Here is a 26,885-nt window from a genome sequence, read left to right as displayed (position 1 = left end):
GAAACTTATGCGTTGCGATCGCTTCATCATATAGAACTGACAAAACAATAGCTGATAATCCTTGCAGTTTAAATTAACTAAATTAATATAAATCAATGAAACTCGATTATAAAATAGCCGAAATACTCGATTCATTAGTTTTTCAAACCCCAAAAACACCATATTGGATTGAAATCAAAACTCAGAATCCTGAGTGTATTTATTATTTTGGGCATTTCGATAGTTCTTTGGCAGCAAAGTTCATGCAGAATGGTTACATCAAGGATCTAATTGAAGAAGAGGCAATAGTGGAAAGTGTAGAATTAAAACAATGTCAGCCTCAGCAGTTAACTATTGCCAAAACATAATACATAACATTTATCATTCTTAGGAAGTACTGTTCAATATTCTTGATTGCTGTTAATAGTTAATATTAATTAGTTAAGTAGCTCCACCTAATAAAACGTCTAATAGAATAGTAAAAAAATTGAAGATGATTCTCCCTAATCCCTAACCCCTATCACCTAACCCCGATCTTAACCATTCCATGTTTAATAAAGTGGATCTACTTAATAGTTGATTGTGTCTACCTCATACATTTAAAGAAAGCAAGATAAAGCGAAAAATTTTTGATGTAGCAAGTTAACTAAAAATATTAATTAAAGCGATCGCTATCCTTGTTGATCACAAATAAACGTTTCAGGGATATTTGTAGCGGAAAATGCTGGTAACACTCAGTCAAAGGGTTAGCTCCAGGTATCGTAGAAAGCTAAATTGTCAAAATTTTTTATCCTCCACCTAGCTGAAATTGATGACTAATTTAAATTCTCTTGAGATCAATCAATAAATTTAGTTTTTAGGGAGAGTGCAAATTCATGTTATATTTATTTACAAATATTTACAAATATTTACAATTCTCGCCAGGGTAAAAAAATTGACTCCAGTCGAAAAAGTCGTAAAAGAAGCTCAAAGTCCTGAATTTCAGGAGAAGTTAGCAACTTTCAAACACATAGAAAGTAATCTAATTAGCGTTATCGGTTACGAGCTATGGAATCCTTTATCGACGATCCAAGTTTGCTTAGAAACTTTGGCTAATGAGTCATCAAGTTCCGTGGAGTTAAATCAAATACTTCTGGAAACTGGTATACAAGATGTCAAATACTTGCGACAGTTAATTCAGGATTGTATTAATATTTCTCAGTCTGATTCAACAGCACAATGCGATCGCTCTAGAGAAATACACAATATTCTAGAAAAATCTTTAGAAAAAATTTTAAATGTATATCAGGTAACGGGTTTTTCCTATCTAGTGCCAAAAAACGACAAAGACTCAAGTTCAAATGAATGCCCTGGAGAAGTTCTAGAACATATTAATAGTAATTTCATTGCTATTGTTGGTCATGAATTAAGAACTCCTTTATGTACGATTCAAGTCTGCCTAGAAAGCTTAAGCAATGAATTAGAAGCATCTGATGAGTGCGAAGAGTACAAGCAAAAAATGTTAGAAATTGCTTTAAACGACTTTGAAAGGTTGAGGCAATTAATCAAAGATTTCTTTATCCTAGCGCGATTAAAACAAGGTCAAGTATACTATCGTCAGGAATATGTTGAAGTTCAAGCTCTTCTGGAATTAGCTTTAACTAGTTTAAAAAATCAAAAATACGATCATCCCTTACCAAAAATTGATATTGAATTACCCTTTTATTTACCGCGAATAAAAACTGATGGAGATAGATTAGTAGAAGCGATAACTAAAGTTTTAGATAATGCTTGTAAATTCAATCAGCCTCAAGGAGAAATCAAAATTCAAGTTAAGCTTCTCAACCAAAATACTGAACAAATATCTAATCTATCTATCTCTGAGAATAAATCTTTTTTGGAGGTAATTATCTCTGATACTGGTCGTGGTATTGCCCCTAATAATTTGAATGCGATTTTTAATTGCTTTTATCAAGAAGAAAATGCTCTTAAGCGAACGGTTAACGGAGTAGGAATTGGCTTAACTATTTGCTATCAAATTATTCAAAGCCTAGGTGGAAAAATTTGGGCTAATTCTGCTGGTAAAGAACAGGGAAGTAGCATTCACTTTACAGTCCCTGTAACAATGTAGATCACTATAGCGGTTCTCAGATAAGTGAGATCTTGTTTTTTGCTTTACAATCAGGACAAAGTTGATCTCAACGCAGCTGATCTTGATTAAGCATTATCTACATTTGAATCATTATCATGCCAAAAACACTTTCAGATTCGGTTCTCTTCCCAATTTTAGAAGAGGAGCATCTCCAAAAATTAGAAGACTGTGGCACAATTTTAAAACTTATGCCCGAACAAATTCTATTTAGTGAAGGAGATGATGCCTGCTGTTTTTACGTAGTTTTGGATGGGCAAATTAAAATAACCAAACAACTTGGTGCAGAAGAACTGGTCATTACTATTCATCAACGCGGTGAATTTACAGGGGATTTGAGCATGCTTACGGGAGGTATATCCCAAGCTACTGCTATAAGCGTTGGTATTAGTCGGGTAATTCAATTTCAAGATTTTAAAGAATTACTTAAAAACTGTCCTCAAAGTGTCGATTTATTTGTCCCGGCATTAGCCGAACGTTCTAAGGAATTGGAAATCAAACTGCGTCAGCAAGAAAAACTAGCTGCCTTGGGCAAGTTATCTGCTGGATTAGCCCATGAATTAAATAATCCCGCAGCGGCAGGTAGAAGGGCAGCTAAACAACTCAACAGTGCGATCGCTTCTCTACAACAGAATATGCTGTCATTACGAGGTAAACAATTTTCGGCTGATCATCGACAATTACTGGCAGAATTACAACAACAGGCAATTAGTCAGCTCAATAATGAACAGTTTTTATCTCCCCTAGAACAAAGCGATCGCGAGGATGAATTAGCAGATTGGCTAGAAAATCGGGGGGTCAATAATGCTTGGGATCTCTCTCCTAGTTTAGTTTGTGCAGGAATAGAGCGATCGCAACTAGAAACCCTCGCTAATGCCATGGAATCTCAGGCTTTTACCGAAGCTTTGGTGTGGCTTGAGGCGACTTTAACGATGAATAGTTTAGTTAATGAAGTAGAACAAAGCACCAGTCGAATCTCTGATTTAGTAGGGGCGATTAAAAATTATTCTTATATGGATCGGGCTGCCCTGCAAGAAGTAAATCTACACGAAGGGTTGGATAACACCCTAAAAATTCTCCATCACAAGCTTAAGTATGGGGTAACAGTTAATAAAGAATATAGTGATAATCTTCCCAAAGTATCTGTTTACGGTAGTGAACTCAATCAGGTATGGACAAACTTAATTGATAATGCGATCGATGCTATGGATGGCAAAGGTGAATTGACTATTCGTACTACTTTGGAAAATAATTGCGTTTTGGTAGAAATTATCGACAATGGCTCAGGTATTCCCCCACAAATCAAGTCCCGTATTTTTGAACCGTTTTTTACTAGCAAAGGAATGGGCAAAGGTAGCGGTTTAGGTTTAGATATTTCGCGTCGTATAGTAGTGCAGAAGCATAAAGGGAATTTGCGTTTTGAATCGCAACCAGGTAGAACGAACTTTCAAGTACGTTTACCTTTAAAAATAAATTAAGACAATCGGATAACGAGAAACTAACCTTAAACTAAAGATTCCAGTAAAAGTAAATATTACTCTTACTGGAATCTCGTCAAACTTCTTTTGAAAGCTCATATTTTATTTGTTGAAATCAACAGCCGTAATCGTCTTGGCTTTTTTATAAAGCTTGACCGATTTTTGGCTCAATACCAGCTAGTAATCGCTGGATATTAGTTTTGTGACGTAAAACCACATATAATCCTGCTAAAGCAGCAAAAATGGCGTAAGGTAGGGGTTGATTCATTGCCAACATTAAAATATTGACGGCGATCGCGCCACAAATTGAACTGAGAGAAACTATTCGGGAGATAGCTAAAATAATCCCAAAACTAGCCAAAGTTCCTAAAGCAACTATCGGATTCATTACCAACAATACACCTAAAGTAGTGGCAACGGATTTACCTCCAGTAAAATTAAGCCAAATAGACTTACTATGACCAATGATGGCACTTAATGCTGCTGCTGTAATTAACCAAGAATACCAACTAGCGGGTAAAAATTCACTGGGTGCAAGAGAATAAACTAAATTAACCAAAGCCAAAGCCAAAGAACCCTTGAGTAAATCTATTGCCAAGACTGCAAGTGCAGCAGATTTACCAACTGTTCGTAAAACATTAGTCGCACCAGTAGAACCAGAACCTTGTTTTCGGATATCAATTCCTTTTAAATAACGTCCAACAATATATCCGGTAGGAATTGATCCCAATAGATAAGCTAGTAAAATTAGTATTGCACAAGTAGTCAATTTAACCTCCATAATTGTTTATTGCATTAAATCTGTAGATTTAGTTTAACGGGATTTTGCAATAAACAAAATACCTATAACAATTAATTTTAATTAATATAAATAATTAGAAGATGTGGATTTACCTATAGGAGCAAATGTTAACCACAGAGGAAATTTAAGAACCGCTAGATTTAATAGTTCTTCGGTCTCATCAATCACGATCATAGGCAACAATTTGTCTTTGATCAAGCGTTCGGCTCTTTGAACCAAAATATCGGGGGAATCAAATAATACGACACCTCGATTAGAGCCAAAGTTGCTGCGTGAGATTCCCAAACAATCTTGTAATCCCCTTCGCCATTCTCCTAAGTTCTCCGGGGTATCAGTCAAGACTAGAACCCGGCAGCGATCGCCATATAGATTGTGAAGAATCGAAATTACGGCAGAAGCAACCAGGATATTTTGTAGACGACTTCCCATACTATCTACAGCACCTCTACCACCCTGGGTAAAAAACCATTCCTGAACTTTTTTGGCATGAACTGGTTCAAAAGTTCGGCGTAATTGCCATGGTGAACCGTAATAGTCTGGACTATTACGATATTTGTCTAAAAGCTGACGAATACGTCTACTTTGATCGGCAAAAGTTGGTTCAGAAAATTGGGCTTGGGCTTGAGCTTGGGGAGATTCATTTCTAGCTCGACCTCGTTCATCTCTTTCTCTTCTTCTTCCCCTATTTCGCTCCTCTCTTCGGGGGTTTTCCCTACTTCTAATTTTCTCTCTCTCTCTCGTTCTGGGATTAGAGGCTTCTACCTTAGCTAATTCGAGTTTTTCCGCAGCAGTTACCAAATCCTGTAAACTACCAACTAAATAGTCTTTAAAGCCTTGAACCCTAATTGCCAACTCTTGGGATGAACCAGCAAAACTACTCCGCATTTCCTGGTTAATGCGATCTTTACGGCGTTCTAACTTTTCAATTTCAATTTGTAAAGCTGTTTTGCGCTCTTTTAATTCTCTAGTTCCCTCTTCGACCATTCGTCCAAGACTGTCCTGAAACTCTTTTACCTGTAGCAGCAGCATTTGCTCTTTTTCTGCTTTTAAAGTCTCTATTTCTCTTTGTAAATTAGATTTCTGCTGTTCTAGATGATTAATTTCATCATCTTCAGCAGTGGTTTGATTTTCAGTTTGAGGGGAATCGGATAAAGGCAATTCAGACTCAGATTCATCTAGCCAGCGATCTACGAATAATTCAGTTTCACTCGCTGATTCCTCGGGAGAATATTTTTCTTCAGACTCAGTTGCAATGTTGCTCTCTAAAATTGTTTCCCTGGGGGATGATTCTAGAAACTCGGGAATTTCTGGCACTAAAGTCACGTTAGCTGAGGAGTTGACCGATTCATCTAATTCAACTTCAACTTCCTGAATCTCTTCAAGAGGTTGTGTATTTGGAGTAGCATCAGGTTCAACGACTTCTTGCTCAGACCAAACATCAGTAATAATTTCTGATGTAGAATCAATCTCCAAATCATCTAATTTTTGTGGTTCTGCTGACTCAATTGACTCAATATTAGTATTTTCAGATTCAGGAATGGGGGGGACTTCAGAATTCATAGGAACACCCAAGTAAATAATAAAGTTAGATAGTTAGCTAAAACAGGATGTTAATCTAGTTAATCTTCTAACGAGGGTAGTATTTTTGCAAACAGTCGGCTAAAACTTTCGGGTCAAAAATGATCGGCAAAAAATGAATGCTATTAACTTCTTTGAAATAAAACAAAATAGGAACTTTTGACCAAAAAATTTCCCAATTCAACCAATCACTATAGGGGAAACTTCGAATTATCTTGCCAGAACGAAGTACGTTAAGCGATTTATCAGTAAATTGCAACCTAATTAAAAACGTCTGGACTGTTAAAAATAAACCTAGTATGGCAACGACTCCAGCTATCCACAGCGAAACCACAGATAAAACACAAGCTCCTAAAATCAAGAATATAGGAATTTTAAAGTTTGGTGAGAGTTCAACGATTTCTGTTGAATTTCCGGCTTCAATCTTAGTATTAGTGGTCATTCAATTAAATATCTTGTTTGACGATCTGCTTGGATATAGCTTGTTACCTATTTTGCCATTCTCAATGATGGAGCGAAAATCGATCCTCTTGCCATATCATTAATTTCCATTGTACAACGACCAAAATCCTAGCTTTTCCCCATGAAAACTAATGGCAAGAGCACTCAACAGCCCTAGTTATCTCAATTCAAAAATTGACGACCTAAACCTTGGAACATTAACCAAGATAGAAAAAAATTGGAAATAAAAATAGCAATTAAAGCCATTACTACTGCCGTAGTAGTAGATTGACCAACACCTTTAGCACCTCCAGTGGTGGTTAATCCCCAATTACAGCCAATTATGGCAATTAATCCGCCAAAAATCACTGCCTTGATTAAAGCACTGATCAAATCCCATATTTGCATGAAGCTCTGTACGGACTCAATGAAGGTAGCTTGAGAAACATTATAGATTGTCTGAGAAACAATAACTCCTCCAAGTAAACCTGTTACCAGAGAAATCATAGTTAAAAGCGGCAACATGGCACAGCAAGCAATCATACGAGGGATGACAAGATAGTCAATGGGATCGCTTCTAAGTACGTAAAGAGCATCAATTTGTTCTGTTACTTTCATGGTGCCAATTTCGGCAGCGAACGCAGAGCCAACTCTCGCCGCCAGTACCACCGCAGTTAATACTGGGGCAAGTTCTCTACTTAGAGCCAAGGCTAAGACTCCACCGATCGCCTGCACTGCACCAAAGTTCAGAAACTCTCGAGCTACTTGAATAGTAAATACCATGCCGACAAAAGCAGCTGTAATTAGGGCGATCGTCAAAGAATCTGGTCCCACAATTGCCATTTGCTCTAAAGTGTTACGACGATTTATTTTTCCTTGCAGGAGGTGAACAACAACTTGTCCTGTCAAAAACAGGGCTGCTAAAGAACGTTGCAGCCACACTTGAATCCCTTTACTCGAAGTTTTACTAGTCATTAAATGATTACAGTACTAATGGCAAAAAGAAGGCAAGAGGGAGAATACTTTGCTAATACTTATTACTCATTACTTATTACTCATTACTTATTACTCATTACTTAAAATTCAATCCCTGGTTGAGCTTTAATACCTTGTTCGCGGAATGGGTGTTTAACCAAAGACATTTCCGTAACTAGATCGGCGATCTCAATTAATTCGGCTGGTGCGCCTCTCCCTGTCAAAATGACGTGAGAATCTGCGGGTTTTTGCTTCAAACCTTGAATCACAGTATTAATGTCCAGATATCCTAGCTTCAGAGCAATATTAACTTCATCCAGTAATACTAATCTATATTCAGGATTAAGAATATAGTCTAATCCTTTTTCCCAGGCGGCGATCGCTTTTTCGGTATCTCGTTCTCGATCTTGGGTTTCCCAAGTAAATCCTTCTCCCATAGCATGGAATTTTAACTGCTCTGACCATCGTTCCAATACTGCTTTTTCCGCTGGTTCCCAAGCACCTTTAATAAATTGCACTATTGCTACCTTGTAACCATGACCAAGCGATCGCATTACCATGCCCAGAGCTGCCGTGGTTTTACCCTTACCATTACCTGTATTAACAATAATTAAACCTTTTTCAGGAATTTTTTCTGCTAAACGCTTTTCTTGAACCTCCTTGCGACGTTGCATCTTTTGCTTGTGCTGTTCGTTGCTAACTGTCGATTCACTCATAGGTATTGATTACTGATTACTGATTACTGTTTACTGATTACTAAGTACTAAATACTCTGTTTATAGGCACGAATCATAGCTTGTGTTCCTTGTTCTTTGCCCTGTCCGTTATCCATTGCTTGAACTGTTTTAAACAGGCGATCGGCTAATTCGGTACCAGGGAGATTATCTCCTGAAGTTTGATTGATTTCCTGAACTAACCGTAAATCTTTAACAATGTGCTTAATCGCAAAGCCTGGCGCGTAATCATCGTTAATAATCTTTTCACCTAGATTAGACAAAGCCCAGGAACCTGCTGCCCCCGTACCACAAACCTCCACTATTAACTGAGGATCTATCCCCTGTTGCTTAGCTAGCTGCATTGCCTCGCACAGTCCTACCATATATAGCGAACAAAGAATCTGATTACACATTTTTACTCCCTGACCACTGCCAATCTCGCCACAAAGAGTAATATTTTTTCCCATAGCTGCCAACAGAGGTTTACACTCAGTAAAGTCAGCATCGCTTCCACCAACCATAATGGTTAACGTGCCATTTTTGGCACCGATATCACCCCCAGATACCGGCGCATCCATAAACCTTAATTGCTGCTGTTGTAATTCTTGACCAATTTTCTTGGCTGCATCACTACCGATGGTACTCATATCTATAATTAAAGTATTTGGTTGAGCATATTGAACCACCCCTGCTTGACCTAACAAAACTTCTTCCACATCGGGAACATCCCCCACACAGCTAAAGACAATCTCTACATCTTTTACGGCTGCTTGAATTGAATCTACTATAGTTGCCCCCCCCTCTTGGGCGACAGTTACTTCAGGGCGATCGCTTGTTCGATTCCAAGCCTTTACTTGATACCCATGACGCGCCAGATTAGCCGCCATTGCCCCACCCATTAAGCCTAATCCTAAAAAAGCTACTTGTTTGGTCATTTTTTGTTATTGCTGATTTAGAGTATAAATCTGATGATAATACTGTTTTTAGTTCTAAGTTCTAAGCCATAAGCTTTAAGCTATTTTTTCGTCTCAATTCTCTTGCAAGAAACTCAATTTTTTAAGTAAGTGGGTGTAATTAAATATAAAATGCCTACAACAAGAGAACAGGGAACAGGGAATAGAGAAACAGCTTAATAGTATGGTTTTATAAATTATTCTGCTTACCTTAAAAAGCTTTAAGCTATTGAGTTTAAGGCTCCAACCTATAGGGTTGTCTACAATTAGGGAGGGTTAAAGCCCCTTCTAATTGGCTGATAGCTGATAGCTGATGAAACGCTTGTGTGTAAATAACATATAATCATGTGTATTATACTCACAGCAAATAATTATGAGAACTAATATTGAGTTAGACGATCAGCTGGTAGAAAAGGCTTTCGCCTTAACAGGAATCAGAACTAAAAAGGAATTAGTAAATTTTGCTCTCAAAGAATTGATTAAATCGCGATCGCCAAAAGATTTATTAGATTTAGCTGGACAGATTGAATTTACTGAAGGATTCAGTACGGATACAGTGAGAGCTAATCGCTATGTTGTTGATTGATACTTCAGTATGGATTAATGTTCTACCAGATAAATCTGGTAATGCCAAAGCAAATTTTCAAAGTAAAATCGGCGAGCGCCAATATTATTTGCCTATTTTTTGTCAAATGGAACTCCTTCAAGGTTGCAAAGATGAAGCAGAATGGCAAAAATTGTATCAGTATTTATCAGTACAGCGATATGTTGTTCCAGATTATTCCCAAATTTGGTTCAATGCAGCCAGACTTTACTTTGAATTAAGACGTAAAGGAATTACAGTTCGCAGTAATATTGATTGCGCGATCGCTTTATGCGCTATGGAAAATAATTTGCTTTTGTATCATTGCGATCGCAATTTTGAACAAATCGCTCAGTACACTGTTCTTAAACAAAACAGATTGGAATTATAAATTACTATTGATGACTGTTAAAAGCCCAGAGTTTGTCTACATTTGCGACCCTCCTTCAAAAAATGCTCAGGGCAGCTTGAGTGGTTTGCGTTTGGGAGTTAAAGACCTGTTTCATATTGCTGGAATACCTACTGGAGCGGGTAATCCTGAATGGCTTTCCAGCCATCATCAGCCAGCAGATGTCACTTCACCAGTTGTTTCTGCTCTTTTGCAAGCAGGAGCAACTTTGCTAGGCAAAACCCTTACTGATGAACTAGCTTATAGTCTCGAAGGATTAAATCAGCACTATGGCACACCGACAAACCCAAAAGCACCAAACCGCATTCCTGGTGGTTCCAGCAGCGGCTCAGCAGTGGCGGTGGCTAATGGCAGTATTGATATCGGTTTAGGAACAGATACCGGTGGCTCGATCCGTGTACCCGCTAGTTACAATGGTCTTTACGGTTTTCGTCCCAGTCATGGTGCAATAAGCTGCAAGCATCTGGTAGCTCTATCACCACGCTTTGATACTGTTGGCTGGTTAACCCGCGATCTTCCTACCATGAAACAAGTTGCTGAAGTACTCTTGCCGGCAAGTACCGAAAGCAGTTTATCTCACCTGGTGGTCTGTAATATCGAAGGCGTAGAATCTTGGAAACAAGCTCGACAGCAGTTATTAAAGGCTCTGACAAGTCAGTTTTTATCCGTTAAATATATTGATCTGAGTGATGAACAATTGACCAAAGCGAGTGCTGCTTTTCGAGTCTTACAGGGTCGAGAAATTTGGCGCGTTCATGGTCCGTGGATTGAACAGCAACAGCCTAACTTCGCCTCTGATATTAGCGATCGCTTTACCTGGTGTAAAAGTCTCAGAGAAATTGATGAAGAACAAGCAGAAATTTCAGCTCAAGAATTTGTTAACTTTTGGCATAGTCATGTTTTACCTAGCGATAATCATGTGCTAATTATTCCTACTACACCAGGAGCCGCACCACTACTGGATATGTCAGCATCGGCGCAGTTAAAGTACCGTAATCGTCTGCTTGGTCTAACTGCTCCAGCAGGTTTAACGGAGTCACCACAAATTAATCTGCCATACTTAGAAAGTGAACAAGCTCCTTGGGGAGTATCGCTGCTAGCACGTTCTAGTTGTGACAGATCCTTATTAACCTGCGTTCACAAACTAGATAAAATCTTTAAACTTTAAGCTAAATCTACCGAATGTATCGTTACCATGCCAACAGTTGCTTTTACAGCTCCTCATTATCAAGCCTCTGAGGTTGGTCTTGCTATCCTAAAAGAGGGTGGCAGTGCGGTAGATGCTATGGTGGCAGCAGCAGCAACTATAGCCGTGGTTTATCCTCATATGAACAGCTTGGGTGGGGACAGTTTTTGGATAATTCATTATCCTGGTAAAAAAACTGTAGCGATCGATGCCTCTGGTTACGCTGCCACAAAAGCAAATATTGATTGGTATCACCAACAAGGTTTGCAGAGTATTCCTACTCGTGGTGCTAGGGCAGCACTAACTGTGGCTGGCACTATCGGCGGTTGGCTCAAAGCTCGTCAAGTAGATGCAAAATTCAGTGATAACTTGCCTCTTACTAGACTTTTAAACCCAGCGACGGAACTGGCACACAAGGGGATTAGCGTTAGTAAAAGTTTGCAGTTGGCTTCAGAAAAAACTATTACTGATTTAAAAGATATCAGCAGTTTTGCTTCAGTTTATCTTCCTCAAGGGAAAAGTTTGCAAGCTGGTGAAATTCTAACTAATAGACCATTAGCCCAGTTACTCAGTACTCTAGCTGCCAAAGGTTTAGACGATTTTTATCGTGGTGAAACGGCACAGGCGATCGCCGAAAGCCTATCTCAAGCTGGTAGTCCGATTCAATTGTCAGATCTCCATAATTTTCACGCTGAAGTGGTGGAGCCATTAAACGTCAAGATTAGTCAAGGTCAGTTGTTTAATACTTCAGCACCCACTCAAGGTATTGCTTCATTAATTATTCTGGCACTATACAATCGAGTCTATCAAAGTGACTGGAACGAGCTAGAAAGAATTCACCATTTATTGGAATGTACTAAACAAGCCTTTAAAATTCGCGATCGCTTTGTTACCGATCCTAGTCGTCTGGCAGAAGACTGGTCAAAATTATTAACTAATAAGTATCTTGACCAGTTAGCAGATAACATTGACCCTGGGCAAGCATTGCCCAGGCCTTATCCATCTCAACTAGGAGATACCGTCTGGATGGGTGCATTAGATCGAGATGGTGCAATAGTATCTTTTATTCAAAGCATCTATTGGGAATTTGGTTCTGGTCTAGTAATATCTGAGCTAGGTTTGTTATGGAATAATCGTGGTCTAAGCTTTTCTCTCGACCCAAATCATCACAATAGTCTCGCTCCCAAATTAAAACCTTTTCATACTCTTAACCCAGCATTTGCTCTGCTCAACGATGGTCGTCGCTTTGTCTACGGTACTATGAGTGGAGACGGTCAACCGCAAACTCAAGCAGCATTGTTTACTCGCCACATCTACGATGGATTGCCATTAGCTCAGGCGATCGCCCAAGACCGTTGGTTATTAGGTCGCACTTGGGGTGATATCAGCCATAATTTGAAGTTAGAACAAAATCTTGCTGACAAAGTAGGCGCAGCTCTGTCTGCATTGGGACACGATGTCGCAACTGTGAGCAGCAATAACGAAATGATGGGTCATGCAGGGGGAATCATTATTGCCCCTGACGGTTCTTTAGAAACCGCAACAGATCCTCGTAGTGACGGTGCGGCATTAACCGTAGAGATACCTTAGTATTTATCAAAAATGAAGAAAGCAAGTGTCAGAAATAGCTACAAAGACTGTAAAATAATTTATGTCAATAGTCTTTTTGAAAGGACATTTCAAGCTTTTCATAAACCTTGCACAATTATTTATATACTCTCTTTTCCAGTTCTGGTTTGAATACCTTTATACTATTCCAGTACTTTTCTGCATCAATAATTAGTTCCTAGTATTTATATTGACCTAGAACTGATAAAGAGTTCTTGGTTATTTTTTGTATAAAACCAAGAGTCACTTCTTTTTGTTCTTTAGTTTCTGAATTAGTAACTAATATACAGTAATTTGATTTTAATTCTAGTTTTAAAGATAAAACCATAATTGTGCAGGAGAAGCCTAGGAAGTTTAATTTTATCGTGCTTTAATTTCAATAAAACAGGTGTGATCTCAAGTTTTCAGTTTTTATAAAATTATTATTCAATCATCATAGTTAAGATGATCGCTATCACAGTCAATAACCATACAAGTATATTAACTTACAAATACACTTAAATACTATAGATACAAGAAATGAAGCTGAAGCGAGAGGAATTAGAAAAAACTATACTAGAGCAATATCCCCTGTTGAGACTTTCTAATCTTAAGGCATTAAAAAAGGAGCAATTGGAAACATTGATAGCCAATAAAGAGATAATGCTTCCTGTTGAAACTTTAGTCAAGATATTTGCCGAACGGAATGAAAGAGCAGATGTCAACAAAAAATTAAATAGGGAAAACTTTGGCTTAAATGCAAAAATTGGTAGTTTAACTAACTGGTCAAAGAGTGAAATAATCAATTCTTTTAAAAGACTATATGGAAAAGCTACAAAAGATGATGATAAGATGCTTGCTTCTATGAATGCAGTATCTATCGACACTGCTCACGAAAAAATCAATCAAGAAAAAAGCAAAGCACGTTATGCAATTAATAAAGCTGCAAAAATTGGTAAAGCATTTGAGCAAGAATATAAATCAAGAAATCATCGATCTTAATTAAGTGTATCTCTAGATTAAGATAAGCATAAATAAGGAGATTTTTTAAGCATAAATAAGGAGATTTTTATGGCAAGACAATTTGCAGGATTAAGTTATTGGGATGCACAAGACCGCAATTCCCAAAGATTTAAGTACTTTAATAATGAAGAAAAAAAAGAATTACGTTCCAAGGGCTATAAGAATAGAGGTTGGGATAATGTTATAAACTCCTGGAACATCTTGCAAACAGTTCAACATGACAATGACAATACTATTAGCCTTTCTGCTTATGTAGCCAAGAAAGCGATAAAAGAAGTAGAAAAGGCTGAATTGAGTGGTAATCTTTATGCTGTTTTAGATAGTCTCAAAAGATTAATTGATACACCAGATCCAGAATGGGAGGCACTACGTGCAATTGCCAGTGAAAATTAGTATATATCCTGGATGGGAACCTATTCTAGATGAACTGTCAAAGGTGTTCTGTTTTGAATACCGCTACAAAGATACATACTTTGATGGATATAGAAAAAAAGCTGAATATAGCGTTTCAGATACATCTTTTGCCAGAAAAGCAGACTTAGACGATTTTATAGTTAATGGTAGTATTGGTACGGAATACGGAAGAGCTTCAGTGCTGTATTCTTTGTATGCATGTCGCCACTTAATAATTGGAGATATCAGATACCCTTCCTACGATGACTGGAAAAGAAAATGGGGCATGAGCTTAGATCATAAGTTACCTAAGAAATACTTTCCAGAGCTAACTTTTGATTGTGATAATTGGCAACCTTTACCAATTCAAGATAATAAAAACAGAGGTACTGATTTCTGGCAAGAAGGCATGGATGAATTAGCTAAACTATACAAAATGATAGATCAACCAATCCAGCTTTAATTTTTTTACCATTCTATATAGACGTTTTTTTGTTGGAGCTACTTGTAATTTTTAGCCATAGTGATATTTACAAGCAACTATAATTATTTCTTCGTTAGTTACTTTATAAACTAACCGATGTTCATCATTAATTCTTCTTGACCAATAACCACTAAAATTATGTTTTAATGCTTCTAGTTTTCCTAGATCAGAGAAAGGAAAGCGAGCAATATCTTTAATTAGTGTTACTATTTTGCGCTAAATTTTTTTGTCCAGTTTAGCCCAACTATTAAAATCTGCAAAAGCAGAGGATTCAAAGACTATTTTTCTGCTCATTCAAGATCTTCTAAGTTCACTTCAATCAAGTTAGTACGCTTATCAACATTTTCTACAGCTTGCATTAGTCTTTGCTTATTAGCTTCAGATTTTAATAAATATTCAGTTTCATCTATCTCACAAACGATAATTTCGATCTCCTTATCTTTATAAGTTGCTTTCAATCCTTCTAAAAAGCGATCATCTAACTCGCTGGCTTTTAAACGATATACCGTTTGCATTTTTTTATTTATTGTTTATGTGTATCTACTTTCTTATATGATGCATTTTTATTATTTTAACTTTGCAGCAAAATAATAATTACAAAAAGCGATGGGGGAAAAAAGCGAAAGCTCACCTTATTTATGCGTAGGATGAGCTTAACAAAGTTCAAGAACACAATTAGAAACTAGACTGATAATTCTTGGGCATCTAAAATAGACCAAATTTTTTGGATCAAAGTGTCTAATCCCTGACGGCTGACAGCGGAGACAGTATATACAGGTTGATGAGAAATATTTTGCAATTCAGCTCTAATAAGTTCTAAGGTTTCCTCGTCCATTGCATCTATTTTATTCAAGGCAATAATTTGTGGTCGCGCTATTAATCCTTGACCATAGGCTTCAAGCTCTTGTTGAATTGTTTGATAGTCAGCAATCGGATCTTCAGCAGTAACATCAATTAAATGTAGCAAGACGCGAGTACGTTCGATGTGGCGTAAAAACTCGTGACCTAAGCCAACTCCCTGAGAAGCACCAGCAATTAAACCTGGAATATCGGCAAATACTGTTCCATCTCCAGTTGGTTTCCTGACTACTCCTAAATTTGGTACGAGGGTAGTAAAGGGATAGTTGGCAATTTTGGGGCGGGCGGAAGATACAGAAGCAATTAAAGTGGATTTTCCGGCATTAGGTAAGCCAATAATGCCTACCTCAGCAATGAGCTTTAATTCTAGGAGTAAGCGTCGAGCTTCTCCCTCTAATCCAGGGAGAGCGTGTTCTGGTGCGCGATTACGGTTGCTTAGAAAGTGTTTATTACCTAAACCTCCTTTTCCTCCTTGAGCAACGCAAAGAGTTTGTCCGTTGCTAGTTAAATCTCCAATGATTTCTCCTGTATCGACATCAGTAACTAAAGTGCCACAGGGAACTTCAATCAGGCGATCGCTCCCCTTCGCTCCTGTACAGTTGTTGGGACCTCCTTTTTTACCATTTTCTGCTTTAAAAATACGTGCATAGCGAAAATCTAGCAGAGTTTGTAGACGGTCTGAAGCTACTAAAATAACTGAACCGCCCCAACCGCCGTTACCTCCCGCGGGACCTCCCGCAGGTACATATTTTTCTCGCCGAAAGGCAACCATACCATCGCCACCTTTGCCTGCTACTACTTCTATCTCTGCTAGATCGATAAATTGCATTTAGAAATTTTGAATCGGGAATTACTGAGCTATTGAATAAACTTGGTAACATCTTCGCCACATTCATCAGCTAGATAAGACAGTGAACGAAAACGCAAAGTTGTAAATTGCTCATAAAGAGGATTAAGTTTACAGAGAGGAGGGATATGAGCGATTGTGCGTCCAAAAAGATTAATATCACGCTCGAAAGGACATTGAGGGGGAATCACTTTACAAACAAAACGAGCCAGGCGAGGATCTTTGACTTCCATTCCATCAAGCCAATCCTTTACAGGATAAAGAACATCGACGCTGGATTTTAATTTTTGTGGCGGAGGAGTAAGGGGGGAAGCTGCACCAGCAGTAGTCTCCTCAACTTCTTCATCCTCTGGCTTGTAGAGTGTATTTTCTAGAGATTTAAGGGCTTCAACTTCGATTTCTAAAGCAGTACTAAATTGATGCATCAGTTCGTATTCAGGAGGAGAATACACTCCGTCTGCAACAGCGACTAATACCGCAGTACGTAAGAAGTTCTCAGCGGTTTCTGGTTCTTTGCCAAGATTGGCGGCTAATTCTTCTGCTGTAATTGCTTCTAAGTTGTCAACACCGTCGAGATCGGCTAAATCCTGGGTAAGCTGGGCAATTAGATCTTGCTCTTCTGGGGCGTAAAATCCATCTGCGAGGGCGATAGTGTATAGTCCCCTTAGCCAAGCAGTGATTTGGCGATCGCTATAGGCTGATTTAGTAATAGTAGTCATCAGTAATAATTTTTATAGGCTACAAAGATGCTTTTAGGTAATATTAACGGTGAGAAAGGCTCTGAATTTAAGAGCATCTCTTATCGACGTGCTTACTATAATTATAGTTAAGCTAATACATTAAGTTAACCGTGATATTAATTTTGTGCCATCTCACATAATAACTAAATCTAGGGACAAAACTCTTTACAATTAAGGACTGTAGTATTTTTTCGCTAAACTATTATTCAAGAGTTCAAATTACAGGTATCAGGAAAAAGCGATCGCCTAGATCGTTGGCTATCGGATCAGCTAACCGATCTTTCTCGTTCTCGGATTCAGAAATTAATTGAAGATGGCAATGTTGAGTTAAATCATCAAGTATGTTCCACTAAAAAAATCAAGGTTGTCCCTGGAGATCTTCTCAGAATAATTATCCCTGAGCCAGAAAAACTAGATTTAACTCCAGAAAATATCCCTTTAGACATTCTGTATGAAGATGAGCATCTAATTATCGTTAATAAACCCGCCGGCATGGTTGTCCATCCAGCACCAGGACATTATTCGGGTACTTTAGTTCACGCTTTACTTTATCATTGCGACTCTTTAGCTGGAATTGGTGGTGTGGAACGACCAGGTATTGTCCATCGTCTAGATAAGAATACCACTGGCGCAATTGTCGCTGCCAAAAGCGATCGCGCTCATCAAAACTTACAGGCACAAATTAAAGCTAAAACTGCTCGCAGAGAATACTGGGGGATAGTCTACGGTACTTTCCCAAAGGCAATAGGAAAAATTGATTTACCTATTGGTCGTCATAGAGGCGACCGTCAAAAAATGGCAGTTATTCCCTTAGAAAAAGGTGGCAGAGAAGCTGTTACTCACTGGCAAATCTTGGAAAGAATTGGTAACTATAGTTTGATGCAATTTTTGCTAGAAACAGGACGTACTCATCAAATTAGAGTCCACTGTAGTCATCAAGGACATCCCTTGTTAGGAGATACGACCTATGGCTCTCATCGTTCTTTAAAAGTTAATTTATCTGGTCAGGCTCTTCATGCAAAACAATTATCTTTGCTACATCCAATTTCGGGTGAATTAATTCAGGCGATCGCACCTTTACCTACTGAATTTACTAAATTAGTACAAGTCTTACGCAACCGAGTTAATTAATCATAAGCCAATAGATTGTAGCTACCAGCAAAAAGAGGGATGTCATAAATTAACAACATAATTTTTGATAAAACCATTCTGCTAATTTACAACTCCCTCTTAGGAGCCTGCGATAACAAACCTAGTAAACTCAGCTAATCAAACATTTTTCTGATACTGACCTAAGTAGTTTTACTTACGATAAGGAACCTTATTCATGTAGTCGATGATATTGGTCGCAGAGGTTGAGCTAGGAGTATTGGCTCTATTAGGTAGACTGCGAGCCATATTTAAATAGAGAGAAGGACTTCCTGCTTTCGGTTTGCTCTCTTGGGGAGTATAGCGACGCACTTCGCTTTGCCAGATAATTTGGGGGAAACCCAAAATGGCGCGATAGTATTCGCCATAACGAGGAGAAGTAATATTAAAAGGACGTTCGCCTTGATCGCGACTGGCAAGCACCCGACGACGCTGGTAAGGTACAGTGTCGTAACCAAAGCTATCCATATATTCTTCACTGTCTAACAGTTCGTCAATGAATCCTTCAATTCCTTTGGTAGCTACTTTAATAGACCAAGCAATTTTTTCTCTTTCGTTATATACATCGCGTCCCAAAACTCTTTGGACACATTGCTCAACAAAGCGATAGTTGCTGTTTTTCTCGTAGAAGCTATTTTTAAAAGTTTCAGACAATAAAAGTCCCCGAATAAAATCACGAACGGTAATTTGACCATTACGCAATTGAGACTCAAGGAATCTTTCACGATCCGAGCGGAAAGCATGGAAAAAGATTTGACGGTATGCCGCTTCAATCAAATCATTCATTTCAGTCAAAGAAAGCAAGTTCTCTGCTGAATAAATCTTGGGTTGGTCATCTCCCCCAATATCGTATCCTGAGACACGAACATTCTGGGAGCTAGGCTTATAGCCCAATAAGGGAATAGACAAGTCAAAACCTCCGTCTATTGTGCAGTATATTAAAAATCTTAGTCCCAATCATACGGTAGTTAGGGGTTGGGAATAAATAACAGTAACAAAATATTACAGAATCAATAGTTAATTCTTGCTAACTTAATTTTTGAAAAAATAGCAAAATAAGGGCAATTTACCAACCCGAAATAGCAAAAGCTTTAAGATTGCTATCTTCTGGCTGATTTACCATTACATTTGTTTCTGTTACACGAGATTCTGTACAGAATGTAGCGGTATTAAATCCACCAAATCTTTTGACGGTACTACTTCGCAGGCGTAAATCAGGATTAACAAACCAGAAACGCTCAATGATACTCATAGTGTCATATTCGGTGACTAAGACTAATCCGTCCTCTTCATCCATGTCATACTCTCCTGCCACTGGAACTATTTCGGCATAGCCTCGTTCCCTCAAAAGTTTCCCTTTTCTGGGATTGTCCTTGTCAGGAATAAGAGCAAACACGGTAGTTCCTTTGTGGTCTTCGTTTTCTTTATCCCAGGCCATGGAACCATCCCAACTAACAAAGGCTCCTCCGATCGCTATTTGAGGATCTACATCGTGCATTTGACAAATAGCGGCTATTTTTTCGTCATCTGAATTCAGAAATTCCACATTGATATCTGACCCTCCACTCTCAGCTCTTCTAAATGGGAGATGATGAGTTGTGCGTTGCGATTTCCATCTTCCTGCACTCCGCTGAAAAAAATCTTTGGCATCTTTAATCTTGTTCATGGTCAGCAAAATTTTCTGTTTATAACCTGCATTATCAATATATCGATATTTTATTGACTGCTACCGCTTTATTCTGGCATCTAGTCGATTTTAAATTTTTTTCCGCATCAAAATACACCAAAAATAGCTTTTTACCATAAGTATTTTATAACTTTTTGTTGCTTTAATTAATTAATACTTGACATTGTAGACATCCTATAGTGTGGGTGCTAAATTGATGAAAAATCAAGTAAAAGCCAAGCAGAAAAATGTTTTTCAGGTTTGGTTATGTTCTCGATTAAGGAGTAAAACCCATGGATTTATCAGGTCAATTAAGCCTTGAACAGCAATTTAAATTAAAAGTACTCAAAGAACAGGTACAAGACCTTAGTAAAGAGCAAGCTCAGGAATATTTGTTGGAAATGTTTCGTCAGATGATGGTCAAAGACAATTTGGTCAAACATCTACTCAAAAATGCCTAGATGCGATAATGAATAAATAGTCAATATAGATTAACTATAGATTAACTATGTAGTGTGAAGTGTGCTGTCATAATTAATCGAGATTATTAAAGATCAAAAATAATCTTCCTGGAATGATAGTGCGACTTAGAGACCTGGGAATGACAATAGTCAAAATGTTTAGTAATGTGACTTGAGAGTCTAACGCTTCGCACCTACAATAGATTTATTTAAACAATCGGTTTCACGTCTTAAATTTTGATTGAGTGAGCATAATTAGTAGGTCAAAATTGTTGGTATATTGACAAATAATTGTTTCCGATAGCTAAAAAAAGAATTAAGAAAAATAATAGAAGTAAAAATTAATATTGAAGTCAACATATTGGTCAGTAACCAATTGTATAGAATATAAACCTATATTTAGTAAGAGTTACCCAGTTCATTTACCAATTGTTAAATAATAGTTTATTTATGAGTTAAACGGTATTTAAGCACAAACATTACCTTCTAAAATAAATTAAGGTAGTAAGTAAATGTACTAAGTAATACATATGGAAACTGAGAAGCTCAGTCAGAAAACGCTGTTATCGACGCGAGAGCTAGAAATTGTTGAGTTAGTGGTAACTGGTTTAAGTAATCACAAAATTGCCCAAGAACTAGAGATTAGCAAAAGAACTGTTGACAATCACATCAGTAATATTCTCAAAAAAACTGGTACTGGCAATCGTGTAGAGTTAGTGCGTTGGTCATTGCAATGGGGTAAGGTATGCATTGATAACGTTAACTGTTGTCCTTTACCAGAAGCTAGTCAAAGCATAAACCGTAATGAAATAAATGGAATGGTGTCTTGAAACCATATTCAATAAATTAGTCTTAACGACCATATTGTTTGGATTGACTAGCTGTCAGAATTCTGGTTTTATTACTCCTCAGACCCAGATAATCAATGCTACGCTTAATTCTTCATCTGCGGAAGGATCATCTAACTTTTCTCATGATGGTCGTTATCTAATTTACACTAGCGATCGCAATTCACAAAGAAGTGTCTTGCTGTATGACCTGCGAAGTCGTCGTCTCATACCTTTGCCTGGGTTAAATCAAGCAGGTAGTATGCAATCTCAGGCTGATATAAGTGCAGATGGACGCTATATAGTTTATGTCTCAGAGCAATTAGGTAAAACAGATATTTTTCTCTATGATCGTCTAGCTGCCAAAAGCACTAATTTGACTAACAATTTTATCGGCGAAGTTCGTCATCCCAGTATTAGTGGAAACGGACGCTTTGTTGCTTTTGAGGGAAATCGCTCAGGACAATGGGATATTGAAATATACGATCGCGGCTTAGGAATAGATTTGTCTTTACCGAATAACTTGTCTAATCCGTTAGATGCCGAATAATATAGAGCTTAAGATAATTAGACATCTCGCCTGAATATTTTCTAGGATTTCTAAAACCTAATTAATACCTGGGGAGTCACTATATTACTGAGATATATGTGATTAGACTCAATAAATTTTGGGAGCGCAAAGATAGAGATATTGAGAAAAAAACCTGATTAATTAATTATGATTGGAAATTGCTTTCTGTCCTTGAGATGATAGCGCATAACCCAAAAAGGCCTCAACTTCAAGACTAGCAGGTTCTCGGTAAGCATAGTATAAAACTCTTTGATAGGGATAGTTATTGGCTTCTGGAGTTAAACCATCAATTGCAATTATTCGTACAGTTTGTTGATTAGCCACTTGAGCGTAGGTGGCATAGCTGATGCCGTCCGTTCCTAAGGCTCTGATAATTGGAGTAGTAGCATCTCGCTCCATAGTAATAAAGTTAGAACCAGTATCAAAATTCCCCTCTGGCAAGACTTGTGTTTGAAATACTTGACGAGTACCGCTAATTTGGGGACGATTCAGCACTCTAATGGTTTGATTTTTTCCTCCTAGTTGTGACCAATTAGTCAGATTTCCTTGAAAAATATCTACTACTTGGTTATTAGTTAGGCCACGACGAAAAGGATTGTTAACGCCAACAAACACGGCGATCGCATCTTTGACAATCGGCACTGCCACTAAACCTTGTACTTGTTCTGAGTCATTTAGGGGGCGAGAAATTGCAGCCAGATCGATATCCCCAGTCTTTAACATTTTGATGCCGGTTTCACTGCCTTCTGCATTAGTAATTACTGCTGTCCCCGGAAATTGTCTTTGAAAGCTTTTTTTGAGTGCCTGATTAGTTTGTACCAGACTAGTCGAACCATTAATAGCGATTGCAGTTCCCTGAGGGACAATATTTGGTGCCGTAAAAGTGGTTCCAGCAGAAGATGGAGTTGACGTGGACTTAGAGTTAGCCTGAGAATTTGTACTAGAAGATTCTGGAAGGCTACTATTAGTATTGCCAGTATTATTACTGATATTTGAATTGTTGATTTTTTTCAGCCATAAAAAACCAACAGCCATAACTAAAATAGTTGATATCAAAGCTAAAATCAAAGGTAAAGTATCATTTTTCTGGGGCATTGGCACTTATGCAATTATGATAATAATGAAGTTCGAGCGGATAAATTAAACCTAATAAATATCAAAATATTGCTAATTATTCTAGCTTGGCTATCAAAATATGCCAGAGAATTTTTGATCGAGTTTATTATATTTTAATGTTTAATTTTGCCAATTTAAGCTTATGTATTGATTAATTTGTTGTTAAAACAAGAGGCTTATTAATAGCTGAGAGCATAGAATTAAGTGGTCTGCAAATAGGCAAAAGCTTTATTTATCAGCTTTAATTAGTTACCAGAGATCGATTTGATATAATGAATCCTCCTAAACCTAAACTCAGAATAATGTCAGGAGCAAGCCATTTATACGCCTCCTTTAGCTCGTTTAATTGAGCAGTTGCAGCTTTTACCAGGAGTAGGTCCCAAAACCGCTCAGAGATTAGCCCTTCATTTGATCAAACGTCCAGAAAAAGAGGTTCAAGCCTTAGCTCAGGCTTTAGTTGCGGCCAAACAACAGGTAGGTTTATGCAAAGTCTGTTTTCATCTTTCCGCTGAACCTATATGTTCTATTTGTAGCAATAAAAATCGCGATCGCGCTACTGTTTGTGTAGTAGCCGATTCCCGGGATACTATTGCTCTGGAAAAAACCCGAGAATACAGAGGTTTATATCATGTTTTGGGTGGAGTAATCTCACCAATGGATGGTATCGGACCAGAACAATTGAATATTGAAGCTTTAGTACGCAGAGTTACTAAAGAGCAAATCAAGGAAGTTATCTTGGCGATCAGTCCCAGTGTTGAAGGAGAAACTACTACCTTATATATCAATGGATTACTTAGACCTTTTACTAAAGTAACGAGAATTGCCTTTGGTTTACCCATGGGAGGCGACTTAGAATATGCCGACGAAGTAACCCTAGCCAGAGCTTTAGAAGGTAGAAGAGAACTAGATTAAAATTCAGTCTCAAAACCTGGAAACTCCGAACTCATGACCATTATGACTATGATATATTGATTAAGATTCTTAAAAATTATTTAAACTGTCAACTAAACCTGCATGGCATTTGAGGAGACTAAAATTATGACTACAGAAGGATGTTTGAGAGTAGGTCAAGAAGCCCCTGAATTTACAGCTACAGCTGTTTTCGATCAAGAATTTAAAACCGTTAAATTATCTGATTATCGCGGTAAGTACGTTGTGTTTTTCTTCTATCCTTTGGACTTCACTTTTGTCTGTCCAACTGAAATTATTGCTTTTAGCGATCGCTTTGAAGAGTTTGAGGCTCTGAATACCGAAATTTTAGGCGTATCCGTAGATAGCGAATTTTCCCACTTAGCTTGGATGCAAACCGACCGTAAAGAAGGTGGTATTGGCGACATTGAATATCCTCTAATTTCTGACATCAAAAAAGAAATTAGTATTGCTTATAACGTTCTCGATCCTGATGCGGGCGTAGCATTACGTGGGTTATTTATCATTGATAAAGAAGGCATAATTCAACACTCAACTATTAACAACCTTTCCTTTGGACGCAGCGTAGATGAAACTCTACGTACCCTCAAAGCAATTCAGCACGTACAGGCAAACCCCGATGAAGTTTGTCCAGCAGGATGGCAAGAAGGAGACAAAACAATGAACCCCGACCCAGTGAAATCCAAAGTTTACTTCTCTTCTGTTAGTTAGGAATTAATTTTGTCATCAGAGAATAATGTCGAGGGGAATTTCGCCCCTCAATTGGAATGGCTATAAGTTTCGAGGTGGGATTTCTTGACCTTGATAGAATTTCTGCTCTAGTTGATGGAGTTGCCACCAAGTAAGACCAGAAATCAGCAGGGTTCCAGATAAACTGGCTACTATCCAGAAAGAGGAAATAGTGGTTAATAAAGATGCTACGGGAATAGCTGCCCAGATTAAAATTACTATTGCGATCGCAACTACCTTAATCTTTTTAATTGTATTCAAAGCCTGACTACAAGCCACACAATTTTTAGTGTGGGAATGATAGCGGTCTAGTAATTGTTCCTTAGATAAAGCAAGGGAAAATTCCTGGTTGGGGAAAGGATCGGCATGATACAAATTGACCCACTGACGTAATTCTGAGACATATAAATCTGCTTTGGTAGAAAGATAAAAAGCTTTACTATAATTTTCTCCACCACCTGAAGCGGCTAAATAACGCTCCTGATGATGTAAGAAAATCTGATCGTCTTCTAACACTCCATTTTGATTAATGTGGGAATACCATTGAGGAGTAAGTTTAATAAAAAAGCGAGGTAAAGGAGAAGAAAATTTAAAAGGAAAACGAGCAAATAAACGACATTGACCCTTGCGAATGGGAGTAGCGTAAACTGCAGTCAGAGTGCGACCAAACTGTTTAGATGTCAGATCGTGCCAGATTAGACAAGGAGCATTAAAAGATGTGTATTGTGTGCCTAACTGACCTTTACGTGGACCCTCCTGCCACACTCCTTTAAAGCCCTGTTTGCCAGATTCAGTAACTTCTAATTCTACAGGAGCAACATTAGAACGATTACCAACAGTTTTGTGGTGGGTATAGGGAATATGGCTAGCGTCAATTACATTTTCTAATAAAGTTAATGCATCATAAGGAAGATCGCGGAAGATATTTAAGCAAACCCAATCTTCAGACTCTTCCTCCATTGGTTCGATAATCGGTACAGGAGTTTGAGCCGCATTTTCTTTAACTCCAGGATATACAAATAATAATCCTTGAGCGATCGCTGTTGGATAAGATCTAACACAAGCTCTCGCAGAAGTATGAGCCTGTCTTCCTGATTGCTGCTGAGGAATCACTTCACAGTCGCCAATCCCCGAAAATGCCCAGCCATGATAGGGACATTCTAATAACCCCTCCTCGTTTACTCTACCTTCGCTTAAGGGTGCAAGGCGATGAGGACATTGATCTTCAAATACCTGCCAAGTATCTGCAGACTTATCCCACCAGATGACTAAATCTTTTTCTAGCAAAGTAAATCGACTGAGTTTACCCTTATTTAAATCTTCCACATAGTAAATCGGATACCATGCTTCTTGTGGATCGAAAACAGTTGGATCACTACCTCCAGGCAACAAGCTTGCTTTAGTTGGACTATCGGTTGTTATGGTCATGCCTTACATATTTACAATTATTTAGTCTTGTAAATAATTGTTACATAAAGACTTTTGTTTATGTCAATATATGCGTCCATTTAGCAATGTTCATTAACGAGTTGCTTTAGCTCTCGTGGTGATTTGACATGATAAATCCACTTTGTTTCTTGATAAGAGTTAATAAGCTCAATCAATTTTGGTTTGGTTTGAGTATGAATTAACCAAATCATCTCAAGTAGTTTACCTGTCATCGGTAACATGGGACATCCCTCAACAAAATCTGGTCGAGGACGAAATAAACACATAAATTGTCGTTTTATTGCCCACCAATAATGAATCCATAATGGATGATCTACTAGGATGATTGTGTCTGCTGCTGCACAACGTTTTTCAATTGATTCCCATGATGCAAATCCATCAATAATCCAGGTATCTTGAGAAATTAATTTTTGGTGCCGACGGTCAAACTCTTCTTGTGGGGTCGGTATCCATCCTGAATTCCACTGCAAAATATCAAGACGATAAAGAGGGAGATTTTTGGCTTTGCTTAATTGTTTGGCTAATGTAGATTTACCACCTCCAGCATTACCAATAATCATAATTTTTCCACCCATAGATGAAACCTTCTTCCGTTCAAATATATAGGCAAAAGTCACCTATTCTATTTAGTTTGGACAATGTAATATAATTATAACTTATTTGATTTGATTCTCCCCAGCTAGCGATCGCCGATCGCCTTAGAATACTCCAACAAATAAAGCCAAGCAGAGCGGGAATTGGGATGGAACCGTGGAACAATTCGCCAAGGAATGCTATTATTGGATGACTTTTTTCTTGGATGACTCTTAACTGAAAAATTTAGTCGC

Annotated in this window: 31 protein-coding genes and 1 pseudogene; 17 read left to right on the top strand and 15 right to left on the bottom strand. The window is 38.0% G+C overall.

All coding sequences use genetic code 11. The features are described 5' to 3' along the window. The first annotated feature begins 95 nt into the window (after positions 1-95). From PLEUR7319_RS36785 to PLEUR7319_RS0126390, 3 genes are all read left to right on the top strand, one after another. On the top strand, positions 96-347 hold the full coding sequence (locus PLEUR7319_RS36785; RefSeq protein ID WP_019508240.1) for a DUF1816 domain-containing protein: 252 nt from the start codon (positions 96-98) through the stop codon (positions 345-347). A gap of 566 nt (positions 348-913) precedes the next feature. Next, complete coding sequence (locus PLEUR7319_RS38570) at positions 914-2,089, top strand: sensor histidine kinase KdpD (RefSeq protein ID WP_158441883.1); 1,176 nt, start codon at positions 914-916, stop codon at positions 2,087-2,089. 116 nt (positions 2,090-2,205) lie between these two features. After that, positions 2,206-3,585: a sensor histidine kinase gene (locus PLEUR7319_RS0126390; protein ID WP_019508238.1), complete on the top strand. Its 1,380-nt coding sequence runs from the start codon at positions 2,206-2,208 to the stop codon at positions 3,583-3,585. Between the two features lie 142 nt (positions 3,586-3,727). Here the strand turns inward: PLEUR7319_RS0126390 and plsY are convergent, their stop codons facing one another. The 3 genes from plsY to PLEUR7319_RS0126370 all read right to left on the bottom strand — a co-directional run bounded on the left by plsY (position 3,728) and on the right by PLEUR7319_RS0126370 (position 6,338). Beyond that, positions 3,728-4,366, bottom strand: a complete 639-nt coding sequence (plsY, locus tag PLEUR7319_RS0126380; RefSeq protein WP_019508237.1) for a glycerol-3-phosphate 1-O-acyltransferase PlsY — start codon at positions 4,364-4,366, stop codon at positions 3,728-3,730. An 81-nt stretch (positions 4,367-4,447) separates the two neighbouring features. Further along, the gene (locus PLEUR7319_RS0126375) at positions 4,448-5,947 is read right to left on the bottom strand and encodes a DUF3086 domain-containing protein (protein WP_019508236.1); all 1,500 of its coding nucleotides are present in this window, start codon (positions 5,945-5,947) and stop codon (positions 4,448-4,450) included. A 67-nt stretch (positions 5,948-6,014) separates the two neighbouring features. Then, positions 6,015-6,338 (bottom strand): DUF3119 family protein, encoded by a 324-nt coding sequence (locus PLEUR7319_RS0126370; RefSeq protein WP_371265402.1) that lies wholly within the window; start codon positions 6,336-6,338, stop codon positions 6,015-6,017. On the opposite strand from PLEUR7319_RS0126370, the gene PLEUR7319_RS42885 reads away from it, so the two are divergent. Continuing rightward, a complete protein-coding gene (locus tag PLEUR7319_RS42885; RefSeq protein ID WP_237743703.1) occupies positions 6,265-6,510 on the top strand; it encodes a hypothetical protein in 246 nt (81 codons plus the stop codon). The two genes, PLEUR7319_RS0126370 and PLEUR7319_RS42885, sit on opposite strands and share 74 nt — an antisense overlap. A gap of 79 nt (positions 6,511-6,589) precedes the next feature. Here the strand turns inward: PLEUR7319_RS42885 and PLEUR7319_RS0126365 are convergent, their stop codons facing one another. The 3 genes from PLEUR7319_RS0126365 to PLEUR7319_RS0126355 all read right to left on the bottom strand — a co-directional run bounded on the left by PLEUR7319_RS0126365 (position 6,590) and on the right by PLEUR7319_RS0126355 (position 9,032). Further along, positions 6,590-7,381 (bottom strand): MlaE family lipid ABC transporter permease subunit, encoded by a 792-nt coding sequence (locus tag PLEUR7319_RS0126365; protein ID WP_019508234.1) that lies wholly within the window; start codon positions 7,379-7,381, stop codon positions 6,590-6,592. 101 nt (positions 7,382-7,482) lie between these two features. After that, a complete protein-coding gene (gene cobO / locus PLEUR7319_RS0126360) occupies positions 7,483-8,097 on the bottom strand; it encodes a cob(I)yrinic acid a,c-diamide adenosyltransferase (RefSeq protein WP_019508233.1) in 615 nt (204 codons plus the stop codon). A gap of 47 nt (positions 8,098-8,144) precedes the next feature. After that, complete coding sequence (locus tag PLEUR7319_RS0126355; protein WP_019508232.1) at positions 8,145-9,032, bottom strand: NAD(P)-dependent oxidoreductase; 888 nt, start codon at positions 9,030-9,032, stop codon at positions 8,145-8,147. 391 nt (positions 9,033-9,423) lie between these two features. On the opposite strand from PLEUR7319_RS0126355, the gene PLEUR7319_RS0126350 reads away from it, so the two are divergent. The 7 genes from PLEUR7319_RS0126350 to PLEUR7319_RS0126315 all read left to right on the top strand — a co-directional run bounded on the left by PLEUR7319_RS0126350 (position 9,424) and on the right by PLEUR7319_RS0126315 (position 14,694). Next, a complete protein-coding gene (locus PLEUR7319_RS0126350) occupies positions 9,424-9,636 on the top strand; it encodes a type II toxin-antitoxin system VapB family antitoxin (RefSeq protein WP_019508231.1) in 213 nt (70 codons plus the stop codon). Continuing rightward, positions 9,623-10,024: a PIN domain-containing protein gene (locus tag PLEUR7319_RS0126345; RefSeq protein WP_019508230.1), complete on the top strand. Its 402-nt coding sequence runs from the start codon at positions 9,623-9,625 to the stop codon at positions 10,022-10,024. The genes PLEUR7319_RS0126350 and PLEUR7319_RS0126345 overlap by 14 nt, the downstream gene beginning before the upstream one ends. A gap of 10 nt (positions 10,025-10,034) precedes the next feature. After that, complete coding sequence (locus PLEUR7319_RS0126340) at positions 10,035-11,210, top strand: amidase (protein ID WP_019508229.1); 1,176 nt, start codon at positions 10,035-10,037, stop codon at positions 11,208-11,210. A gap of 27 nt (positions 11,211-11,237) precedes the next feature. Then, a complete protein-coding gene (locus PLEUR7319_RS0126335; RefSeq protein ID WP_019508228.1) occupies positions 11,238-12,818 on the top strand; it encodes a gamma-glutamyltransferase family protein in 1,581 nt (526 codons plus the stop codon). A gap of 537 nt (positions 12,819-13,355) precedes the next feature. Then, a complete protein-coding gene (locus PLEUR7319_RS0126325; protein WP_019508226.1) occupies positions 13,356-13,817 on the top strand; it encodes a hypothetical protein in 462 nt (153 codons plus the stop codon). Between the two features lie 69 nt (positions 13,818-13,886). Beyond that, complete coding sequence (locus PLEUR7319_RS36775) at positions 13,887-14,231, top strand: hypothetical protein (RefSeq protein ID WP_019508225.1); 345 nt, start codon at positions 13,887-13,889, stop codon at positions 14,229-14,231. After that, the gene (locus PLEUR7319_RS0126315) at positions 14,221-14,694 is read left to right on the top strand and encodes a hypothetical protein (protein ID WP_144054384.1); all 474 of its coding nucleotides are present in this window, start codon (positions 14,221-14,223) and stop codon (positions 14,692-14,694) included. Before PLEUR7319_RS36775 ends, PLEUR7319_RS0126315 begins: the two co-directional genes overlap by 11 nt. Positions 14,695-14,745: 51 nt before the next feature. On the opposite strand, the pseudogene PLEUR7319_RS42880 reads toward PLEUR7319_RS0126315, so the two are convergent. The 4 genes and pseudogenes from PLEUR7319_RS42880 to PLEUR7319_RS0126300 all read right to left on the bottom strand — a co-directional run bounded on the left by PLEUR7319_RS42880 (position 14,746) and on the right by PLEUR7319_RS0126300 (position 17,139). Beyond that, positions 14,746-15,009, bottom strand: a pseudogene (locus tag PLEUR7319_RS42880) (Txe/YoeB family addiction module toxin). Further along, the gene (locus tag PLEUR7319_RS0126310) at positions 15,006-15,230 is read right to left on the bottom strand and encodes a hypothetical protein (protein WP_019508223.1); all 225 of its coding nucleotides are present in this window, start codon (positions 15,228-15,230) and stop codon (positions 15,006-15,008) included. Before PLEUR7319_RS0126310 ends, PLEUR7319_RS42880 begins: the two are co-directional and overlap by 4 nt. Before the next feature lie 167 nt (positions 15,231-15,397). Further along, on the bottom strand, positions 15,398-16,402 hold the full coding sequence (gene obgE / locus PLEUR7319_RS0126305; RefSeq protein ID WP_019508222.1) for a GTPase ObgE: 1,005 nt from the start codon (positions 16,400-16,402) through the stop codon (positions 15,398-15,400). 29 nt (positions 16,403-16,431) lie between these two features. Then, complete coding sequence (locus PLEUR7319_RS0126300) at positions 16,432-17,139, bottom strand: Mo-dependent nitrogenase C-terminal domain-containing protein (RefSeq protein ID WP_019508221.1); 708 nt, start codon at positions 17,137-17,139, stop codon at positions 16,432-16,434. Positions 17,140-17,364: 225 nt separating this feature from the next. On the opposite strand from PLEUR7319_RS0126300, the gene PLEUR7319_RS0126295 reads away from it, so the two are divergent. Beyond that, the gene (locus tag PLEUR7319_RS0126295; RefSeq protein WP_026102794.1) at positions 17,365-18,291 is read left to right on the top strand and encodes an RluA family pseudouridine synthase; all 927 of its coding nucleotides are present in this window, start codon (positions 17,365-17,367) and stop codon (positions 18,289-18,291) included. Positions 18,292-18,462: 171 nt separating this feature from the next. Here the strand turns inward: PLEUR7319_RS0126295 and PLEUR7319_RS0126290 are convergent, their stop codons facing one another. Both PLEUR7319_RS0126290 and PLEUR7319_RS0126285 read right to left on the bottom strand, forming a co-directional pair. Continuing rightward, positions 18,463-19,218: a phycobilisome rod-core linker polypeptide gene (locus PLEUR7319_RS0126290; RefSeq protein ID WP_019508219.1), complete on the bottom strand. Its 756-nt coding sequence runs from the start codon at positions 19,216-19,218 to the stop codon at positions 18,463-18,465. Between the two features lie 157 nt (positions 19,219-19,375). After that, a complete protein-coding gene (locus PLEUR7319_RS0126285) occupies positions 19,376-19,975 on the bottom strand; it encodes a phycobiliprotein lyase (protein ID WP_019508218.1) in 600 nt (199 codons plus the stop codon). A 293-nt stretch (positions 19,976-20,268) separates the two neighbouring features. Here PLEUR7319_RS0126285 and PLEUR7319_RS0126280 point away from each other — a divergent pair, with 293 nt between their 5' ends. The 3 genes from PLEUR7319_RS0126280 to PLEUR7319_RS0126270 all read left to right on the top strand — a co-directional run bounded on the left by PLEUR7319_RS0126280 (position 20,269) and on the right by PLEUR7319_RS0126270 (position 21,813). Beyond that, on the top strand, positions 20,269-20,436 hold the full coding sequence (locus PLEUR7319_RS0126280) for an NblA/ycf18 family protein (RefSeq protein WP_019508217.1): 168 nt from the start codon (positions 20,269-20,271) through the stop codon (positions 20,434-20,436). A 530-nt stretch (positions 20,437-20,966) separates the two neighbouring features. Beyond that, positions 20,967-21,266, top strand: a complete 300-nt coding sequence (locus PLEUR7319_RS0126275; RefSeq protein WP_019508216.1) for a LuxR C-terminal-related transcriptional regulator — start codon at positions 20,967-20,969, stop codon at positions 21,264-21,266. Beyond that, the gene (locus tag PLEUR7319_RS0126270) at positions 21,250-21,813 is read left to right on the top strand and encodes a PD40 domain-containing protein (protein ID WP_019508215.1); all 564 of its coding nucleotides are present in this window, start codon (positions 21,250-21,252) and stop codon (positions 21,811-21,813) included. The genes PLEUR7319_RS0126275 and PLEUR7319_RS0126270 overlap by 17 nt, the downstream gene beginning before the upstream one ends. A 162-nt stretch (positions 21,814-21,975) precedes the next feature. Here PLEUR7319_RS0126270 and PLEUR7319_RS0126265 read toward each other — a convergent pair whose 3' ends face one another. After that, positions 21,976-22,929: a substrate-binding domain-containing protein gene (locus PLEUR7319_RS0126265; protein ID WP_019508214.1), complete on the bottom strand. Its 954-nt coding sequence runs from the start codon at positions 22,927-22,929 to the stop codon at positions 21,976-21,978. A gap of 339 nt (positions 22,930-23,268) precedes the next feature. On the opposite strand from PLEUR7319_RS0126265, the gene recR reads away from it, so the two are divergent. Both recR and PLEUR7319_RS0126255 read left to right on the top strand, forming a co-directional pair. Continuing rightward, the gene (gene recR, locus PLEUR7319_RS0126260; protein WP_026102793.1) at positions 23,269-23,862 is read left to right on the top strand and encodes a recombination mediator RecR; all 594 of its coding nucleotides are present in this window, start codon (positions 23,269-23,271) and stop codon (positions 23,860-23,862) included. A gap of 126 nt (positions 23,863-23,988) precedes the next feature. Then, positions 23,989-24,591, top strand: coding sequence for a peroxiredoxin (locus tag PLEUR7319_RS0126255; RefSeq protein WP_026102792.1), 603 nt, complete (start codon positions 23,989-23,991; stop codon positions 24,589-24,591). A gap of 60 nt (positions 24,592-24,651) precedes the next feature. Here PLEUR7319_RS0126255 and PLEUR7319_RS0126250 read toward each other — a convergent pair whose 3' ends face one another. After that, a complete protein-coding gene (locus PLEUR7319_RS0126250; protein WP_019508211.1) occupies positions 24,652-26,037 on the bottom strand; it encodes a Rieske 2Fe-2S domain-containing protein in 1,386 nt (461 codons plus the stop codon). An 80-nt stretch (positions 26,038-26,117) separates the two neighbouring features. Further along, positions 26,118-26,675 (bottom strand): flagellar protein FlaR, encoded by a 558-nt coding sequence (locus tag PLEUR7319_RS0126245; RefSeq protein WP_144054383.1) that lies wholly within the window; start codon positions 26,673-26,675, stop codon positions 26,118-26,120. Positions 26,676-26,885 lie beyond the last annotated feature (210 nt).

The sequence above is a fragment of the Pleurocapsa sp. PCC 7319 genome (assembly GCF_000332195.1).
Taxonomy (GTDB): domain Bacteria; phylum Cyanobacteriota; class Cyanobacteriia; order Cyanobacteriales; family Xenococcaceae; genus Waterburya.
The sequence above is the reverse complement of the archived record's forward strand: the minus strand, read 5'-3'. Positions and strand labels throughout refer to the sequence as shown.